The following is a 17,689-nucleotide window of genomic DNA, read 5'->3' as shown; positions in this document are numbered from 1 at the left end:
GATGTGATGGACGCTGCCGCTACCACTACTCCCGCCGTTCTGATCCTTCTCGGCCCTCCGGGCGCCGGGAAGGGGACGCAAGCGCGTATGCTGGAAGACAAGTTCGGGCTGGTTCAGCTCAGCACCGGTGATCTGTTGCGCGAAGCCGTTGCTGCAGGCACCGAGGCTGGTCTGGCCGCCAAGGCAGTCATGGAAGCCGGTGATCTGGTCAGCGACGAGATCGTCATTGCCATCCTGCGCGACCGCATGATCCAGCCTGATTGCGCCAAGGGCGTCATTCTGGATGGTTTCCCGCGAACCACGGTTCAGGCCGAAGCGCTGGATGGCCTGCTGGCATCAGCCGATCAAAAAATCAGCGCCGCGATCAGCCTTGAAGTTCAGGACGCCGAAATGGTGATCCGCATCTCGGGCCGCTACACCTGCGCCGGTTGCGGTGAAGGTTATCACGATCAGTTCAAGCAGCCTGCCGAAGACGGCAAGTGCGACAAGTGTGGCCACACCGAATTCAAGCGCCGTGCGGATGACAACGCGGAAACCGTGGCCTCGCGCCTTGCTGCGTATCACGCGCAGACGGCACCGCTGATTGACTACTACCAGGCTCAGGGCGTTCTGAAAGGCATCGACGCCATGGGTCAGATCGATGACATCGCCAACGACCTGCAAGGGCTCGTTAGTGAGGTCATGAGCTAAGGGGAGGAGATAAGCCCCCCGGGCTTTGATCCTACAACGGAATACTTCAAAGGACCCGCCTTGGCGGACCGATGGAGTTTTGCCTGACGCCAATCCGGTGTTCGGCACAATCGAGAAGCGGCCCGGCGCACTGGAGGAGTTGGGTGACGGGCCGCCCAACGAGGAAGCAAGGAGGAACCCGCAATGGCGGATAATTCTACAAACTCCGCGCAGACTGCCGAGGCCGACAAGGGCTATTGGCAGGCGAACCTGCGCCTCATCTACATCAGCCTCGCGATCTGGGCGCTGGTGTCTTTTGGATTCGGCATTCTGTTGCGTCCGTTGCTGTCGGGCATCGCCGTTGGCGGTACCGATCTGGGCTTTTGGTTCGCTCAGCAGGGATCGATTCTGGTCTTTCTGGTGCTGATCTTCAACTACGCCTGGCGCATGAACAAGCTGGACGCCGAACACGGCGTGGACGAAGAGTAAGGGAGCGGGAAAAATGGATCAGTTTACCATCAACCTGCTGTTTGTTGGCGCATCCTTCGCGCTATACATCGGCATCGCGATCTGGGCCCGCGCGGGTTCCACATCGGAATTCTACGCCGCCGGTCGCGGCGTTCACCCGGTCACCAACGGTATGGCGACAGCGGCGGACTGGATGTCCGCGGCCTCGTTCATTTCGATGGCGGGCCTCATTGCCTTTACCGGCTATGACAACTCGACCTTCCTGATGGGTTGGACCGGTGGCTACGTGCTGCTGGCTCTGCTGCTTGCGCCTTACCTGCGTAAGTTCGGCAAATACACCGTCTCGGAATTCATCGGCGACCGCTTCTACAGCCAGACCGCACGTATCGTTGCTGTGATCTGTCTGATCGTCGCGTCGGTGACCTACGTTATCGGTCAGATGACCGGCGTGGGCGTGGCCTTTGGCCGCTTCCTCGAGGTCTCGAACACTTCCGGTCTGCTGATCGGTGCCTGTGTCGTGTTTGCTTACGCGGTGTTTGGCGGGATGAAGGGTGTGACCTACACCCAGGTTGCTCAGTACTGCGTGCTGATCACAGCCTACACTATCCCGGCGATCTTCATCTCGCTGCAGCTGACCGGCACGCCGATCCCGGCCCTGGGTCTGTTTGGTGATACCGCCAGCGGTGAGCCCCTGCTGACCAAGCTGGACGCGATCGTGACAGAGTTGGGCTTTGCTGACTATACAGCGCACCACTCGAACACGCTGAACATGGTGCTGTTCACGCTGTCGCTGATGATCGGTACCGCCGGTCTGCCGCACGTGATCATGCGCTTCTTCACCGTGCCGAAAGTGTCCGACGCTCGTTGGTCCGCTGGCTGGACGCTGGTCTTCATCGCTCTGCTGTATCTGACCGCCCCTGCGGTTGGCGCAATGGCGCGTCTGAACATCACCGACATGATGTGGCCCAACGGTGGCATCGAAGGTGGCGCTGTGTCGGTCGAGGAAATTGACACCGATCCGCGCTATGACTGGATGAAAACCTGGCAGAAAACCGGTCTTCTGGATTGGGAAGACAAGAACGGCGACGGCAAGATCCAGTACTACAACGACAAGTCCGAAGCCATGCAGACCATCGCGGAAGAAAAAGGCTGGGTTGGCAACGAACTGACCAAGTTCAACCGCGACATCCTGGTTCTGGCCAACCCCGAGATTGCCAACCTGCCGGGTTGGGTGATCGGTCTGGTCGCTGCCGGTGGTCTTGCGGCTGCTCTGTCAACCGCTGCGGGCCTGTTGCTGGCGATTTCGTCGGCTGTGTCCCACGACCTTGTCAAAGGCGCGATCAACCCGTCGATCTCTGAAAAAGGAGAGCTTATGGCGGCGCGGGTCGCAATGGCTGTGGCCATCGTTATCGCAACCTATCTGGGTCTGAACCCACCGGGCTTTGCGGCGCAAACGGTTGCTCTGGCCTTTGGCCTGGCGGCTGCCTCGATCTTCCCGGCGCTGATGATGGGGATCTTCTCGACCCGCATCAACAACACCGGTGCGGTCTGCGGTATGCTGGCAGGTCTGACCGTTACCCTGATCTACATCTTCCTTCACAAGGGCTGGCTGTTCATTCCAGGCACTAACTCGTTCACCGATGCTGACCCGCTTCTGGGTCCGATCAAGTCGACCTCGTTCGGCGCCATCGGTGCGATGATCAACTTTGCAGTAGCATTTGTTGTAGCCGGTATGACCAAAGAGACTCCGAAGGAGATCGTTGAATTGGTCGAAAGCGTACGCATTCCCCGTGGCGCGGGCGCAGCTCAGAATAAATGAGCATGATGCGGCATATGGTTAACTTCCATATGCCGCGTTTTTCGATCTACTACTCCCGTCCGGCACACCACCGGGCGGGATTTTTCAACCAAAGACCCAGGATTTCTTGATGCCCCTCTCACATGACCAGATCACCCGGTTTCTGAAATCCGTACATCCCTATGACGCCCTGCCCGCCGAAACGCTGGAAGATCTGGCCAAACAGATCGAGGTGTGGGAAGTGAATGAGGGCTCTGCTGTTTACGAGCTTGGCAACACCCTGCCCGGCGTATTCCTGATCTACGAAGGTCAGATCGAGATCACCGATGAGAATGGCGCCGTGGTCTCTCATCTCGGGTTGCGTAATTCCTTTGGTGAACGTGGCCTGCTGAAAGACGGAAAAGCCGCAACACATGCACACGCGGGGACACCGACCGTTCTTTTTGTTCTGCCTCCCGCTGTGGTGCGCAAACTGATCGACAATCATGACTTCGTTGCCAAGTTCTTTGACCGCACGCGTGGCGAGCGTTCCAGCCCGCTAAGCTTGGCCACCAGTTCGATTGATGTCCTGATGGCCCGCAACCCGGCCACTTGCCCCGCCTCCATGCCGGTTCAGGAGGCCGCACGATTAATGCGTGACCGCCATATTTCGTGCCTGTGCGTGACCGAGGACGAGGCTTTGCTGGGCATCGCCACGCTGCGCGATATTTCGGGCAAATACGTGGCAGACGCCATGCCCAACACCACACCGATTTCCGATATCATGACCGCTGATCCGATCACCCTTTCACCGTCTGACATCGGCTCGGACGTGCTGCATGTGATGATGGAACGCGGCATTGGTCACATCCCGGTTGCCGAAGGCGGCAAGCTGGTTGGTATCGTCACACAAACCGACCTGACCCACTATCAAGCCGTCAGCTCAGCCGAGCTGGTCCGTCAAATTGCCCTAGCCAATTCGGCGGTTGAAATGGCGCAGGTCACAGCCGAAATCCCACAATTGTTGGTGCAACTGGTCGCCGCAGGTAACCGGCACGAAATCGTCACCCGCCTGATCACCGACATTGCCGACACCGCCACCCGGCGGCTGCTGGCCTTGGCTGAAAAGGAGCTGGGGCCGCCGCCGGTGCCCTATCTGTGGCTGGCTTGCGGCTCGCAAGGGCGGCAGGAGCAGACCGGTGTGTCGGATCAGGACAACTGTCTGGTTCTGGATGACAGCGTGACCGACGCTGACATGGCCTATTTTGCAGAGCTGGCCAAATTCGTCTCGGATGGTCTGGATACCTGCGGATATTTCTATTGCCCCGGCGACATGATGGCGACCAATCCGCGTTGGTGTCAGCCGGTGCGTGTCTGGCGCGACTATTTCAAAGGCTGGATCGCAAAACCTAACCCCGAGGCACAGATGCTGGCATCGGTCATGTTCGATCTGCGCCCGATCGGCGGCGCGTTCGAGTTGTTCTCTGATCTTCAGACCGACACGCTGGCCGCAGCGAATGCAAACTCGATCTTCGTGGCGCATATGATCTCGAACTCGCTGAAACATACGCCGCCTCTGGGCCTGCTACGCGGCTTTGCCACGATCCGCTCGGGCGAGCATCGCAACACGCTGGACCTGAAACACAACGGCGTGGTGCCGGTGGTCGATCTGGCCCGCGTCTACAGCCTGCAGGGCCAGTTGACCGAGGCCAACACGCGCGCGCGCCTGAAAGCAGCCGAAGCCGCCGGAGTGCTCAGCCCCGCCGGTGCACGGGACATTCTGGACGCCTATGACCTGATTGCCGAAACCCGGCTGGAACATCAGGTGAGGCTGGTCAAATTCGGTGAAAAACCCGACAACTATCTGCCGCCATCCGCCCTGTCGGACTTCGAGCGAAGCCATCTGCGAGACGCCTTTGTCGTCGTAAAAACAATGCAATCGGCGGTGGGCCATGGCAAAGGTATGCTGGGCTAGGCCATAATACACTAAACAGACGCAAGCGTCTGAAATTCGGAGAGACATATGTTTCTGGAACTAATCGGTACCATCTTTGCGGGCCTCGCCTTTGCGGGTTTGGTAATGGTAGTGAACAAACTGACGGGCGGTCGCCTGCCTCGCTGGGCGGCTCCGGTCGCCGCAGGTCTGGGTATGATCGGCATGACCATCGCCAGCGAGTATTCCTGGTATGACCGCACAGTTGAGACCCTGCCCGAAGGCATGGAAATCGTGCAGGAGGTCGAAAGCCGGGCCTTCTATCGTCCGTGGACCTATGCAGTGCCTTTCGTCAACCGGTTCGCGGCCATCGACACGGTCTCGGTCCGCACCAACGAACAGGTTCCACAACAACGGCTTGTGGACCTGTATTTCTTTGGCCGTTGGTCTCCAATTTCCAAACTGCCGGTGGCCGTCGATTGTGATGCCAACAGCCGCGCCAGTTTGGCTGATGGTGTTGAATTCGGAGACGATGGTCATTTACTGAACGTCGATTGGCTGAGTGTCAGTGACGACGACCCAATTATTGAGGCAACCTGCGGAGTGTAACATGCTGACCCGGCTAAGCCTGCGCATACGTATTTTTCTGTTCTTCTGCCTGATGGCTGCTGGCGCGCTTGCGGTCAGTTCTTTGGCACTATGGATCAGTTACAGGCGCGCTGCGGACCCGGCTCTGGCAAATGCTTTTATCTTCGCCGAAATCATCATGGGATTCGGCTTTGTCGGTCTGATCGTGGCTGTCTGGCTGCTGTTTGACGACAATGTCGCCAAACCGATTGAGCGTTTGTCGGCCCAATTGCGCGCTCGCGCCCATGCCGGTGTCAGCACGGATATGGACATGCAGGCCGCGCGTTATTTGGGCGATCTCGCCCCTGCGGCCGCCGGACTGGCAGAACAACTGTCAGGCAAGACGATGAATGTCGCCGAGGCCGTGGCTGCAGAAACCGCACATCTGGCTGCTGAAAAGAAAAGGTTGACGGCGCTTTTGACAGAGATTCCGGTGGCAATGGTGCTGGCCAGCCCGAGCCATAAGATCGTTCTCTATGACGGTCAGGCTGCTGGCGTTCTGGCCCAGATCGCGCATCCCCGACTGAACGCCTCGCTTTTCGAATACCTGCAGCCTACAGCACTGCGGGACGCTTATGAAAAACTGTCCAAAACCGGGCTTGAGGTCGACTGCACCTTGACCAGCATCGACGGCGCGCAGACTTATTCGGCAAGAATGAAACCGCTTGGCGACGCGCCTGGTTACCTGCTGATTTTTGACGAAAGTGCCGCCAATATCGAACCCGAAGCGTCTCGGCCTCTGGTCTACGATTTCGACCTGTTGAACAGCGCGGTAGGAGGGCAGTTTGAAACCCTCGCCCTGCAGGATCTGTGCTTTGTCGTCTTTGACACAGAAACCACCGGGCTGCTGCCCCACAAGGACGAGATCGTCCAGATCGGCGCGGTTCGGGTGGTAAATGGCCGGATTGTCGAAGGAGAAAAACTGGACATGCTGGTCAATCCAGGCATGCCGATTCCACCTGCCTCAACCAAGGTGCACAAGGTCAGCGACCGCATGGTCGAAGGCGCGCCGGATATTGCCGCGGCTGGTCGCACCTTTCACCAATTCGCGCGGGATGCTGTGATTGTGGCGCATAACGCGCCTTTCGACATGGCCTTTCTGCGCCGTCACGCCAAACGAATGGATGTTGAATGGGATCACCCCATCCTGGACACGGTCCTGTTGTCCGCGGTTCTGTTTGGAGCCAGCGACAAACACACACTGGACGCTCTGTGCGATCGGTTGGAAATCAGCATTCCGCACGAGCTGCGCCACACCGCGCTTGGGGATGCGGTCGCTACGGCGCAGGCGCTGGTCAAGATGTTACCGATGCTGCAGGCACGCGGCATGACGACCTTTGGTGCCGTCATCGAGGCCACCCGTCAGCATGGCCGTCTGCTGGAAGATCTGAACTAACCGTAAAATATTCGAGCCAAATTCACCTTTTCATGGACAATTCCGGTTGGCCGTGGCACCTGATGCGCGTTTACTGCACGAGCACGCGATGACGGAAAAGACCTTCACCCCTACCCCGGATCAAAGCCCCGCGTTTCGCGAAGCGCTGGGGTGTTTCGGAACCGGAGTCACCGTTGTCACGACGGGATCGCTCAACGGGCCGCGTGCGATCACCGTCAACTCGTTTTCGTCGGTGTCGCTGGACCCACCGCTGGTGTTGTGGTGTCTGGCCAAAGATTCTCAACGGTTCAACTCGTTCAACGCCTGCCAGCATTACTCCATTCATGTGATGGCCGAAGAACAGCAGGATCAGGCATTGCGGTTTGCACGCGACGGGCTGGATTTCTCACACGCCGTCTGGGAAACCGATCACAAGGGCCGACCGCAGTTGGCCAATTGCCTAGCCCGGTTTGACTGCCAGCTTCATGCCAAACATGAAGCCGGTGATCACTTGATCCTGGTTGGTGAGGTTGAACAGGTGATGTACCGCACCGGCAAGGGCCTGATCTTCAAACGCGGTCAGTTCGGCGGGTTCGCGGACCTGCTTTAGTCGTCCAACGAGCCGTGAACGGCCAGTGCTTCAAGCTGAGTTTCCTGTGGGGTGATCACACGAAACGCCTCATGCACTCCGCTGTCGGACAATTCGCGCGCGACGGTCAGTAGCGTATTGGGGGCGTGTTCCTCGCACAGTTCGGCCATATGGGCGATCTCGGTCTGCGCAACACCCAATGCGGCCTCGATCGAAGGCGCGCCGTAGAACTGCACGAAATGTTCTGCCAGATTCCGGGCGATCTGATCCAGCTCAGCCTGTTCGATCTGCGTGACGGCAACGAAGGTCACGCGTCCGAAGGTTTCGACCCCCAACCAGCCGTTTGAAAACGCCTGCCGCGCCTTGCCTTCCATGTCGGCCTTCCCCCAGTTCGAGAATTCGAACCCACCCGAGATGCACCATTCTCCGGTCCGGGCGGGGGAGTGGAACACGTTCATGTCGCTTTCATCAAAATGGATCGCGCGGGCCAGTTTCATCATCCGTTCTCCAACAGTTCGGTCAGGGGGCGCAGGTGGGTTTCGGCACCATCGCGGATCAGCATCCCGAACCGTTCATCCGTACCCAGAAATACCCCGGTCTCGCAGGGTTCTCCGACACCGCGCAGAAGCCCCATCCATTCGCCGTGCAGGGGCGCATTGCCGTCCTCCTGCCAGCGGTTGAGCCAAGTCAGCATGTGCCGCGACCAGCTTTCAACCAATTGCACCGGCGATACTTCGGCGCAGCCTTCGTCATAGAGGGCCGTGACGTCCGGTGTTTCCCCCGGTGCCACGCTGGTTTGCATCAGCGCCAATTCCCACCCGACCACCAACCAGTCCGGTTCGGCCTTAGGGGCATTGGATGCCGCCGCAACACGGAACGCACCGCATTTCGCGCCGTTCACGCAGATCAACCCGTCCCAACCCAGATGCACTGCGACCTCCGGTGGAGCCAGCGCACCCAGCGCGTTCTGGAACCCGACGGCGCACAGAGGCAGCATTGCCATGGCATCCTGCAAAGGAACCTCGGGTGCGAAAACAATCGCCACCCGCAGCCGGTCGGCCTGAATGTTGTAAACGACCGACCCGGCTTCACAGCCCAGCGCCGCCATGGCCTGAGCACGCTCGAACGGGTCTTCCCCACCCTGTACCGGGTGACCCGACAACAATGGGGGAAAGACCGGCTGGCTCATGCGTTGCCCTTGGCGATCATATCACGTGCGATCTTGCGGAACGCCTCGGCCTGCGGGCTGTCAGGTTTGCAGACCACGATGGGCGCGCCTCCGTCTGCAGCGACCCGGATATCCAGGTGCAGCGGGATTTCCCCCAGCAGCGGAACGCCCAGCGCCTCGGCCTCGGACTTCACGCCACCATGACCAAACACATGTTCCTCGTGCCCGCAGTTTGAACAGATGTGGGTGGACATGTTCTCGATCATCCCGACGATCGGCGTCTTGAGCTGGTTGAACATGTCGATCCCCTTGCGGGCATCAATCAGGGCCACGTCCTGCGGGGTCGAGACAACAATGGCTCCGTCGACCTTGAATTTCTGGCTTAACGTCAGTTGAACGTCACCAGTACCTGGCGGCAGGTCAACGATCAGCACGTCCAGCGCGCCCCATTGCACCTGACTCATCATCTGTTGCAGTGCGCCCATCAGCATCGGGCCACGCCAAACAACCGCCTGCCCTTCATTAGTCATCAGACCCATCGACATCATGGTAACACCATGATTGCGCAGCGGCAGAATGGTTTTCCCGTCGGGGCTGGCCGGACGACCCGAGACACCCAGCATTCGGGGCTGCGACGGCCCGTAGACGTCAGCGTCCAGCAGACCCACTCGACGGCCCTCAGCCGCCAATGCACAGGCGAGGTTCGCCGATACGGTGGATTTACCAACACCGCCTTTGCCCGAAGCCACGGCGATGATCCGATCCACACCCGGAACTGCCTGTGGCCCGGTTTGCGAGGGCTTGGGTTTGGGCTTCAAATCCGGCGGAGCTTTGTCGGAATGCGCGGTCATCATGGCCGAAACCTTCGCCACCCCGTTTACCATCTGCGCGGCTTTCTCGGCAGTCTCGCGAACCGGCTCCATTTGTTCGGCGTGCTTTGGGTCGATCTCCAGCACGAAACGCACCGTGTCGCCTTCGACATTTAGCGCACGCACCACTCCGGCGCTAACAATGTCCTGACCCGAGACAGGGTCGATTATCTTCTTCAGGTTCGCCAGAACCGCGTCACGGACACTCATGCCATTACCCCTTTGAATTGCCCCACCACGAGGTTGCGTTTCATTGCATGTGTCTCCGTCTCATTCAGTTCATTTGACGCACTCGGGGCCGCGCCGTTAGGTTGGGCCATGCGCTTTGTCCTCTTGTGCCTGAGCCTGACGCTCTCTGCCACCCCCTCTTGGTCGCAAGAGGCATTGGGGCTTGCTGCCCCAGTCGAGGTGAAAGACTCTGGCCTTTTGCAACATATCCTTCCGCGCTTCTCTCTCAAGACCGGGATACGTGTTATTGCGGATGATGCGGGTGTTTTGGTGCTGGAAACCGCGCCTCCGGGTGATCCGGTCTTTGCCCGCGACGGTGTAGTCTATCACCTGCGGATCGAAGACGACGCCAAACACGAACGATTCCGCGATTGGTTGCTATCCGATATCGGCAAGAACACGGTCGAGAGCTTTACCCCCGAAAAAGGCGCGCCCTTCTCTGCCCGTTTCGAGGCCACCGCGGCGCAAACCGACTCGGTGATCGACGGTGACACCGCTCTCGGTGAGGAACTGTCGATGACCCATTGCGGGCGTTGCCATGTGATCGGCCCACAGAACCGCATGAACGGTTTGGGCTCGACGCCCTCCTTTGCCGTGTTGCGTGCGATGCCTGACTGGTCAGAACGGTTCGAGGCCTTCTTTGCTCTGAATCCCCATCCTGCCTTTACCCAGATCGACGGTCTGACCCCACCTTTCGATCCTGCGCGCCCTTCGCCCATTCATCCCGTTGAGATGACTCTGGAAGAATTGGACGCGATCCTTGCCTTTGTCTCAGTCATAAAGGCCGCTGATCTGGGTGCTCCACTACAGCTTCAATGATCCTTTCTTTTTGAGAAATAGTCCTCGGTCGTGACCACCTTGGGTTTTGGGTTGGACTGGAACGGGTTGTCCTGCATCTGGAACTGCGCGTTTACACGGCAATTATCACACATCTGGATCATCCGCGCCTTGTCCGAGGTGGCAAACATCGGATGCGTGCCCGACAGTTTCTCCATGATCCGCTCAACCGTCGATTTCACACCGAAAAGGGCTCCGCATTCAACGCAGGCAAACGGTTCCTCTTCGTTAAGCACCTGCTGAGACAGGGCCGCATCGCTGAGGTCAAGCTGCGGAACCAAAGCAATCGCATCTTCAGGGCAGATGCCCTTACACAGCCCGCATTGAAGGCAGGCATCCTGCTGAAAATTCAACTGCGGCTTGTCCGGGTTATCAACCAAAGCGCCCGACGGGCAGAGCGACACGCAGCTGAGGCACAATGTGCAGGCATCCGTGTTCACTGCCACGGCCCCATAGGGTGCTTGCTCGGGCAAAGGCAACGGAGCTTCTGCCTGCGGATTCAGCGCCTGTGCCGACAGCCGGGCGATTTGTCTACGGTTGCCCAAAGGCAGAACCGGATCGGCCAGTGGCAGCGGGGCATCCTGCGCGTAAAGAAAATCCGCCATGGTGTCCGGGTCGGCCTCATCCATCAGTCCCACCTTGCCTGGCCCGGCAATCGCCTGCGCCAGTGCCAGTTCCTGATCCAGCGCGTCGCGTTCGGTAGTCGGTGCCAGCAGCACATCGACCCGCGCAAAACCGTGGGCTAACGCGGCCAACATCTCGGCATGACCAAAGCCCGAAATCACGTTCAATTCCAGCGGAATGACATCTGCAGGCAGACCTCGGCCGAAACGAGCGGCCAGCCGGATCTTCTCGGCCCCGTGGGCGTCGTGCACCAACAACCGGGGCACAGTGCCCCCCGCACGCCGATATGTGCGCGCTAAAATGTGCATCCGCGACAACAGGGCCGAAACCGGCGGGTCCTCGTAGGTGATCGCGGTTGACGGGCACACTGCTGCGCATTCCCCACATCCGGCGCAGATCATCGGGTCGATCGTCACATGCTCGCCAGCCGGAGTGATCGCGCCGGTTGGGCAAATTTCCAGACAGTTGGTGCAGGCCACCTGTTCTGCGCGGGAATGAGCGCAGAGCGTTTCTTCCATTCGCACATAGAGCGGCTTTTCGAAGGTCCCAACCAGTTGCACCGCTTCAAAGGCCAGACGTTCCACGGCGACTGCATCCTTGGGATCGGCGCGCAAGTATCCTTCACGCTTGGCCGGAGCCTGCACAAACGGTGTTCCCCCGGTCAGGTCAATCACGATGTCACAGACCGACTTCGCCCCGTCCCGCGGTTCGGACCATGCAAAAGCCCCACGTCCGCCCGGTTCGATCTGCTGTAATCCGTCCAACCGCAGCGAGAACCCACCCAACGCACCTGTCAAAGACCGCACCTGCCCACGCACCACGTCATAGGCCCGAGACATCGGCTGGGCGTCATCGGTAACCAGAACAGTGACAGCCAACGTGGTTGCCAGACGTTCAGCCAGATCGAAACACATCTCACCCGGCCCAATGATGAAATATGTACCTTCACTAAACACATCGACGCTGGGCGTGATCGGCTGTGGCAGCAACGCCTCTGCGACCAAGGCGGCCATCTTGGGCATGGCATTCGCCCCCTGCTCGGACCAACCGGCGCGGTCGCGCAGGTCTACAAAGCCCGGAGATTCTATATTCAACTCTTCAGCAAGCGCGCGGAACACCTCCTGCTCCTGCCCGCAGGCGATCACGGTGTCCCCGTCCCGCATCAATGAGGCCGCGGCCTCCAGCTCAGTGGTACACAAGGCCGAATGAACCCGAGAACACGCCGTGCCGCAGGCGGATGCGATTTCCTCAGCATCCATAGCCTGCGTCCCCGCGCAGTCGCATAACAGAAATTTTGTGCCCATGGCCTCCCCTCCCGGACGTCTCCCCATCTCGGGTTCAGCTTAGGGTGTCTGTGAAAAGTGGCAATCCCTGCAGGTCAAACTAGTTTCGGCATTGGATCTGAGAAGTGGCTCAGATTCATAAATAATTGGTGATCGCGTCTGCCGCCAGAAAGTTCAGGCTTGGCACAAAGCCGTGTTGTGTACCATAGTGGACGCTGTGGAAGGCAGGGGAGAGCCTTCCGGGGAGGACTAAGTGGCGAAGGCCGCAAGCCAGATTGAAATGCCAATCGGCGTCGTCGTGCGCAAAACACCCGGTGTAACCCGCTGGGCGAAGTGGAATTGGCGCGCTGTTGCCGTATTACCCGGTGCGGGACCTGCCGACTGGCAGGAGCTTCGCCGCGAGGGTGAGGCTGTGGAATACCACGCGGCGACCCTCCCGCTTACATTGTGGGCCGACGAAACTGAGGCCTACATGGTCAACCTTTCTGACGGCCAACCTTCGATCTACCTTGTTCTGCGCGACGCGCTGGATGGTGAACGCCCTATGGATGCAGTGCTGGTTACGGCATCCCCGTTCGAAGGGCAGGACTACGCAGATACCGGGGAAGAGATTGTCGAAAAGATCCCGATGACCGAAGGGCTGATTGCTTGGGTTCGCGATTTCGCATTGGAACACCACCGGGACGAGGTTTTCGTTAAACGCCGCCGTGACAAGAAACGCACCGATCTGGTCGAGGATGGCAAGGGCGATGCGCGTATCCGTCAGGCGTCAGACGTCTACCGGGCGCCGCGGAGGATCGTGCAGTGACGCAGGCTCGTGATTTTTGGTCTCGCCGTAAGGCCGCCGTTCAGGCCGAAGCTGAAGCCGAGGTCACAGCTGCCGAGGAACAGGCCGTTGCAGCCCAGCAGTCCGAACTGGAAGAAAAAAGCGACGCCGAGATTCTAGCCGAGTTCAATCTTCCCGACCCCGATCAATTGCAGGCCGGAGATGACGTCTCGGGTTTCATGGCAAAAGCAGTGCCCGACCGTCTGCGTCGCCGGGCGCTACGCCGTTTGTGGCGGCTGAACCCGGTGCTGGCGAATGTCGACGGTCTGGTCGATTATGGTGAGGACTATACCGACGCCGCTTGTGTGATCGAGAATATCCCCACCGCGTATCAGGTCGGCAAGGGTATGTTGGCCCATATCGAGGCGCTGGCGGCAGAAGCCGAAGAGATCGAGCCAGAACCTCTCATTGAGGAACCGGAACCAGAGGCGGTCGATGAGCCAACGCCAGAACCGGTTATCATGGCAGAGGCTCAAGACCTTGAAGAGGTGAACCTCCCCCCCACCCCGCGCCGCATGAAATTTGAGTTCGAAGGATAACCCCATGACCGCAAGCGAAGCGCAACATCTGGACGTCTCAGCCGAGGATCGCCTGCGCGCGGATTTTTACAATTTTCTCGGGCTGGTACTGGCGGCTCCGCCGGATCAGATGTTGCTGGATCAGGTGGCTGGTCTGACCGGAGATGATACCGACCTGGGTCAGGCTATTCAGGCCATGGCGCGGGTGGCGAAAGTCACCAAGCCCGCCGCAGCCGAACGCGAATTCAACGCTTTGTTCATCGGGCTGGGGCGTGGTGAGTTGCTGCCCTATGCCAGTTTCTACCTAACCGGGTTCCTGAACGAGAAACCTCTGGCCCAGTTGCGCAACGATATGGCCGCACGTGGCATCACACGGGCGCAGAATGTGTTCGAACCCGAAGATAATATCGCCTCGCTGATGGAGATGATGGCGGGCATGATCGTTGGCCGCTTTGGCGCGCCTGCGCCGTTAGAGGATCAGAAAGCGTTCTGGAACAAGCATATCGGCCCGTGGGCCACGCATTTCTATTCGGATTTGGAAGCCGCTGAGTCTTCGGTTCTCTATGCATCTGTCGGCACTGCCGGTCGGGTGTTCATGGAGATCGAACGAGAGGCCTTCCGAATGACGGCAGCGTGAACCGCTGTCATTCGCCAGCGCCCGCGTGGGCGTTAAACTGCAAATGGGAAAGGAGGACCCCATGAGCAAGACCAAGGAAGAAGGCGCAACGCGCCGTGACTTCCTGAAACTGGCCGGAACCGCAGCACCTGCTGCCGTTGCCGCGGCCAGCCTGTCCGGGAAAGCCGAAGCAGCCGAGCTGCCAACGGACGAAACCCGGATGCAGGACACCGCGCATACCCGCGCGTACATCGAAAGCACCCGGTTCTAGGATCGGACGCCTTCACCCCCGACTGACGGTTGCGATTGGCCCTGACGTCGGCACCAAAAGTACCAAGCCAGCCGTGGCTGACACGGCGCGCAAGGGAGGAAACCAATGCTAAGGAAAAAGACCAACGGGGTTGCGAGACGCCCCCAGCGGACAAGTATCCTGTCCCAGGTCGGCGAGAAAACCGTCGATCGCCGCGCATTCCTGCGTGGCTCGGGCCTGACGATCGGCGGTCTTGCCGCGATCAGCGCCACGGGTGGAACCGTGACGCCAGCCAGCGCCCAGACAGCGGCAAACCAGGCCGTTGAAAACATCAAATCCGTATGCACCCACTGTTCGGTCGGCTGTACAGTCGTTGCCGAAGTGCAGAACGGCGTTTGGATCGGGCAAGAGCCCGGTTGGGACAGCCCGTTCAATCTGGGTGCACACTGTGCCAAAGGGGCCTCGGTCCGCGAGCACGCGCATGGCGAACGCCGCCTCAAGTACCCGATGAAAAAGGAAGGCGGCGAGTGGAAACGCATTAGCTGGGAAGAGGCGATCAACGAGATCGGCGACGGCATGATGAGCATCCGCGAGGAATCCGGGCCGGACAGCGTGTACTGGCTGGGCTCGGCCAAGCATAACAACGAACAGGCCTATCTGTTCCGTAAGTTCGCCGCCTACTGGGGCACGAACAACGTGGACCATCAGGCCCGTATCTGCCACTCAACCACCGTTGCGGGTGTTGCGAATACATGGGGCTACGGTGCCATGACCAATTCGTACAATGACATCCATAACTCTCGGGCCATCTTTATCATCGGCGGCAACCCGGCCGAGGCGCACCCCGTCTCGCTGTTGCACGTTCTGCGCGCGAAAGAGCAGAACAACGCGCCGCTGATCGTCTGCGATCCGCGCTTTACGCGGACAGCGGCGCATGCGGATGAATATGTCCGGTTCCGCCCCGGAACGGACGTGGCGCTCGTCTGGGGTATCCTGTGGCACATCTTCGACAACGGTTGGGAGGACAAAGAGTTCATCCGCACCCGTGTCTGGGGTATGGACCAGATCCGTGAAGAGGTTGCCAACTGGAACCCGGATGAGGTCGAGCGCGTCACCGGCACACCCGGTTCGCAGCTGAAACGTGTTGCACGCACCATGGCCAACAACCGTCCTGGCACGGTAATCTGGTGCATGGGTGGTACGCAGCACACCAACGGCAACAACAACACCCGCGCCTACTGCGTGCTGCAGCTTGCGCTTGGCAACATGGGCACCTCGGGTGGTGGCACCAACATTTTCCGCGGCCATGACAACGTGCAGGGCGCGACGGACCTTGGTGTTCTGTCTCATACCCTGCCCGGCTATTACGGCCTGTCCAAAGGGGCATGGGGCCATTGGGGCCGTGTCTGGGGTGAAGACTCCGAATGGCTGGCGGGTCAGTTCGCCACGATCAAGGACAAGGAAGGCAAGGACAAGTCGCTACAGAACGAGCGCGGCATCCCGGTCTCTCGTTGGATCGATGGTGTTCTGGAAGACCCGGCCAACATGGATCAGGACAACAACGTCCGTGCCATGGTTCTGTGGGGTCATGCTCCGAACTCGCAAACTCGCGGACCGGAGATGAAGACGGCGATGGAGAAGCTGGACATGCTGGTCGTGATCGACCCGTATCCCACCGTCTCGGCCGTTCTGCACGACCGCACCGACGGCGTCTACCTGTTGCCCGCCTGTACGCAGTTCGAAACCCGTGGCTCGGTCACGGCATCGAACCGGTCGCTGCAGTGGCGTGACAAGGTGGTTGAACCGCTGTTCGAAAGCCTGCCGGACGAGGTCATCATGGCCAAATTCGCCAACAAGTTCGGCTGGGCGGATCGGTTCTTCCGCAATATCGAGATGGACGACCCGGAAACCCCCAATGTTGAAAGCATCACGCGTGAATTCAACAAGGGTCTCTGGACCATCGGCTATACCGGTCAATCGCCCGAACGGATCAAAAGCCATATGGCCAACCAGCACACGTTCGACAGAACCACGCTGCAAGCCATTGGTGGACCAAACGACGGCGAGTATTACGGACTGCCCTGGCCATGTTGGGGTACGGCGGAGATGGGTCATCCTGGTACGCCGAACCTCTATGACATGTCCAAACCGGTGGCCGAAGGTGGCCTGACTTTCCGCGCCCGCTTTGGCGTGGAACGTGATGGCGACAACCTGCTGGCCGAAGGGGTCTATAGCGTCGGGTCTGAAATTCAGGATGGTTATCCCGAATTCACGATGCAGATGCTGATGGACCTTGGCTGGGACGGTGACCTAACCGCCGACGAACGCGCGGCCATCGACGCCGTTGCGGGGCCAGAGACCAACTGGAAAACCGACCTGTCGGGCGGCATTCAGCGGGTCGCGATCGAACATGGCTGTGCACCCTTCGGGAACGCCAAAGCCCGCGCGGTCGTCTGGACCTTCCCGGATCCGATCCCGCTGCATCGCGAGCCGCTTTATACCAACCGGCGCGATCTGGTGGAGGACTATCCGACCTACGAGGACCGTCAGGCCTATCGCCTGCCCACCCTTTATGCCTCGATCCAGAAGAACGACTTTTCAAAGGATTACCCGATAATCCTGACGTCTGGTCGTCTGGTCGAATATGAAGGCGGTGGCGAGGAAACCCGGTCGAACCCGTGGCTGGCCGAACTGCAGCAGGACATGTTCGTCGAGATCAACCCGCGCGATGCCAACAACCTTGGTATTCGTGACGGGCAACAGGTCTGGGTCGAAGGTCCCGAAGGCGGCAAGGTCAAGGTGATGGCAATGCTGACCAACAGGGTTGGTGCTGGTGTGGCCTTTATGCCGTTCCACTTCGGTGGCCATTTCCAGGGTCAGGATTTGCGGGACAAGTACCCCGCAGGCGCTGATCCTTATGTGCTGGGTGAAAGTTCCAACACCGCCCAGACCTATGGCTACGATTCAGTAACCCAGATGCAGGAGACCAAAGCGACTCTCTGCAAGATCTCAGCAGCGTAAGGAGGACGATA

General features: G+C 59.5%; 17 protein-coding genes. 13 read left to right on the top strand and 4 right to left on the bottom strand.

Annotated features, from left to right (window positions below; all coding sequences use genetic code 11):
* Positions 1-6 precede the first annotated feature (6 nt).
* The 7 genes from GOW98_RS09180 to GOW98_RS09150 all read left to right on the top strand — a co-directional run bounded on the left by GOW98_RS09180 (position 7) and on the right by GOW98_RS09150 (position 7,459).
* A complete protein-coding gene (locus GOW98_RS09180; protein WP_170331224.1) occupies positions 7-690 on the top strand; it encodes an adenylate kinase in 684 nt (227 codons plus the stop codon).
* 183 nt (positions 691-873) lie between these two features.
* Entirely contained in the window at positions 874-1,158 is a 285-nt protein-coding gene (locus GOW98_RS09175) for a DUF4212 domain-containing protein (protein WP_170331222.1), read from the top strand.
* Between the two features lie 13 nt (positions 1,159-1,171).
* Positions 1,172-2,956: a sodium:solute symporter family protein gene (locus GOW98_RS09170; RefSeq protein WP_170331220.1), complete on the top strand. Its 1,785-nt coding sequence runs from the start codon at positions 1,172-1,174 to the stop codon at positions 2,954-2,956.
* Positions 2,957-3,065: 109 nt separating this feature from the next.
* Entirely contained in the window at positions 3,066-4,889 is a 1,824-nt protein-coding gene (locus GOW98_RS09165) for a DUF294 nucleotidyltransferase-like domain-containing protein (RefSeq protein WP_170331218.1), read from the top strand.
* Between the two features lie 48 nt (positions 4,890-4,937).
* Entirely contained in the window at positions 4,938-5,456 is a 519-nt protein-coding gene (locus tag GOW98_RS09160; RefSeq protein ID WP_170331216.1) for a hypothetical protein, read from the top strand.
* Position 5,457: 1 nt separating this feature from the next.
* The gene (locus tag GOW98_RS09155; RefSeq protein WP_170331214.1) at positions 5,458-6,870 is read left to right on the top strand and encodes a 3'-5' exonuclease; all 1,413 of its coding nucleotides are present in this window, start codon (positions 5,458-5,460) and stop codon (positions 6,868-6,870) included.
* An 88-nt stretch (positions 6,871-6,958) separates the two neighbouring features.
* Positions 6,959-7,459 (top strand): flavin reductase family protein, encoded by a 501-nt coding sequence (locus GOW98_RS09150; protein WP_170331211.1) that lies wholly within the window; start codon positions 6,959-6,961, stop codon positions 7,457-7,459.
* Here the strand turns inward: GOW98_RS09150 and GOW98_RS09145 are convergent.
* From GOW98_RS09145 to GOW98_RS09135, 3 genes are read right to left on the bottom strand one after another with little or no spacing between them, the layout of a single operon-like run.
* Positions 7,456-7,935, bottom strand: a complete 480-nt coding sequence (locus tag GOW98_RS09145; protein ID WP_170331209.1) for a DUF6505 family protein — start codon at positions 7,933-7,935, stop codon at positions 7,456-7,458. The genes GOW98_RS09150 and GOW98_RS09145 overlap by 4 nt on opposite strands.
* A complete protein-coding gene (locus GOW98_RS09140; RefSeq protein ID WP_170331207.1) occupies positions 7,935-8,627 on the bottom strand; it encodes a biotin/lipoate--protein ligase family protein in 693 nt (230 codons plus the stop codon). Before GOW98_RS09140 ends, GOW98_RS09145 begins: the two co-directional genes overlap by 1 nt.
* The gene (locus GOW98_RS09135; protein WP_170331205.1) at positions 8,624-9,685 is read right to left on the bottom strand and encodes an Mrp/NBP35 family ATP-binding protein; all 1,062 of its coding nucleotides are present in this window, start codon (positions 9,683-9,685) and stop codon (positions 8,624-8,626) included. The genes GOW98_RS09140 and GOW98_RS09135 overlap by 4 nt, the downstream gene beginning before the upstream one ends.
* Before the next feature lie 108 nt (positions 9,686-9,793).
* Here GOW98_RS09135 and GOW98_RS09130 point away from each other — a divergent pair, with 108 nt between their 5' ends.
* Positions 9,794-10,522 carry a c-type cytochrome gene (locus tag GOW98_RS09130; RefSeq protein WP_170331203.1) on the top strand — a complete coding sequence of 243 codons (729 nt, stop codon included), beginning with the start codon at positions 9,794-9,796 and terminating at the stop codon, positions 10,520-10,522.
* Here the strand turns inward: GOW98_RS09130 and GOW98_RS09125 are convergent.
* Complete coding sequence (locus tag GOW98_RS09125; RefSeq protein WP_170331201.1) at positions 10,516-12,468, bottom strand: 4Fe-4S binding protein; 1,953 nt, start codon at positions 12,466-12,468, stop codon at positions 10,516-10,518. The two genes, GOW98_RS09130 and GOW98_RS09125, sit on opposite strands and share 7 nt — an antisense overlap.
* Before the next feature lie 232 nt (positions 12,469-12,700).
* Here GOW98_RS09125 and GOW98_RS09120 point away from each other — a divergent pair, with 232 nt between their 5' ends.
* From GOW98_RS09120 to GOW98_RS09100, 5 genes are all read left to right on the top strand, one after another.
* A complete protein-coding gene (locus tag GOW98_RS09120; RefSeq protein WP_170331199.1) occupies positions 12,701-13,255 on the top strand; it encodes a DUF3305 domain-containing protein in 555 nt (184 codons plus the stop codon).
* Positions 13,252-13,812 carry a DUF3306 domain-containing protein gene (locus GOW98_RS09115; protein WP_170331197.1) on the top strand — a complete coding sequence of 187 codons (561 nt, stop codon included), beginning with the start codon at positions 13,252-13,254 and terminating at the stop codon, positions 13,810-13,812. The genes GOW98_RS09120 and GOW98_RS09115 overlap by 4 nt, the downstream gene beginning before the upstream one ends.
* Before the next feature lie 4 nt (positions 13,813-13,816).
* The gene (locus GOW98_RS09110; RefSeq protein ID WP_170331195.1) at positions 13,817-14,428 is read left to right on the top strand and encodes a TorD/DmsD family molecular chaperone; all 612 of its coding nucleotides are present in this window, start codon (positions 13,817-13,819) and stop codon (positions 14,426-14,428) included.
* Between the two features lie 61 nt (positions 14,429-14,489).
* Positions 14,490-14,678: a ubiquinol-cytochrome c reductase iron-sulfur subunit N-terminal domain-containing protein gene (locus GOW98_RS09105; RefSeq protein ID WP_170331193.1), complete on the top strand. Its 189-nt coding sequence runs from the start codon at positions 14,490-14,492 to the stop codon at positions 14,676-14,678.
* A 105-nt stretch (positions 14,679-14,783) separates the two neighbouring features.
* Entirely contained in the window at positions 14,784-17,678 is a 2,895-nt protein-coding gene (locus GOW98_RS09100; protein ID WP_170331191.1) for a formate dehydrogenase subunit alpha, read from the top strand.
* The last annotated feature ends 11 nt before the right edge of the window (positions 17,679-17,689 follow it).

This window comes from Ruegeria arenilitoris (genome assembly GCF_013032445.1).
GTDB lineage: Bacteria > Pseudomonadota > Alphaproteobacteria > Rhodobacterales > Rhodobacteraceae > Ruegeria > Ruegeria arenilitoris_F.
The sequence above is the reverse complement of the archived record's forward strand: the minus strand, read 5'-3'. Positions and strand labels throughout refer to the sequence as shown.

Excerpts from the sequence above, each read along its gene's own strand:
- GOW98_RS09175 (WP_170331222.1), top strand. The coding sequence starts at position 874 with ATGGCGGATAATTCTACAAACTCCGCGCAGACTGCCGAGGCCGACAAG.
- GOW98_RS09165 (WP_170331218.1), top strand. The coding sequence starts at position 3,066 with ATGCCCCTCTCACATGACCAGATCACCCGGTTTCTGAAATCCGTACAT.
- GOW98_RS09180 (WP_170331224.1), top strand. The coding sequence starts at position 7 with ATGGACGCTGCCGCTACCACTACTCCCGCCGTTCTGATCCTTCTCGGC.
- GOW98_RS09160 (WP_170331216.1), top strand. The coding sequence starts at position 4,938 with ATGTTTCTGGAACTAATCGGTACCATCTTTGCGGGCCTCGCCTTTGCG.
- GOW98_RS09150 (WP_170331211.1), top strand. The coding sequence starts at position 6,959 with ATGACGGAAAAGACCTTCACCCCTACCCCGGATCAAAGCCCCGCGTTT.
- GOW98_RS09170 (WP_170331220.1), top strand. The coding sequence starts at position 1,172 with ATGGATCAGTTTACCATCAACCTGCTGTTTGTTGGCGCATCCTTCGCG.
- GOW98_RS09135 (WP_170331205.1), bottom strand. The coding sequence starts at position 9,685 with ATGAGTGTCCGTGACGCGGTTCTGGCGAACCTGAAGAAGATAATCGAC.
- GOW98_RS09130 (WP_170331203.1), top strand. The coding sequence starts at position 9,794 with ATGCGCTTTGTCCTCTTGTGCCTGAGCCTGACGCTCTCTGCCACCCCC.
- GOW98_RS09140 (WP_170331207.1), bottom strand. The coding sequence starts at position 8,627 with ATGAGCCAGCCGGTCTTTCCCCCATTGTTGTCGGGTCACCCGGTACAG.
- GOW98_RS09105 (WP_170331193.1), top strand. The coding sequence starts at position 14,490 with ATGAGCAAGACCAAGGAAGAAGGCGCAACGCGCCGTGACTTCCTGAAA.
- GOW98_RS09155 (WP_170331214.1), top strand. The coding sequence starts at position 5,458 with ATGCTGACCCGGCTAAGCCTGCGCATACGTATTTTTCTGTTCTTCTGC.
- GOW98_RS09125 (WP_170331201.1), bottom strand. The coding sequence starts at position 12,468 with ATGGGCACAAAATTTCTGTTATGCGACTGCGCGGGGACGCAGGCTATG.
- GOW98_RS09100 (WP_170331191.1), top strand. The coding sequence starts at position 14,784 with ATGCTAAGGAAAAAGACCAACGGGGTTGCGAGACGCCCCCAGCGGACA.
- GOW98_RS09110 (WP_170331195.1), top strand. The coding sequence starts at position 13,817 with ATGACCGCAAGCGAAGCGCAACATCTGGACGTCTCAGCCGAGGATCGC.
- GOW98_RS09145 (WP_170331209.1), bottom strand. The coding sequence starts at position 7,935 with ATGAAACTGGCCCGCGCGATCCATTTTGATGAAAGCGACATGAACGTG.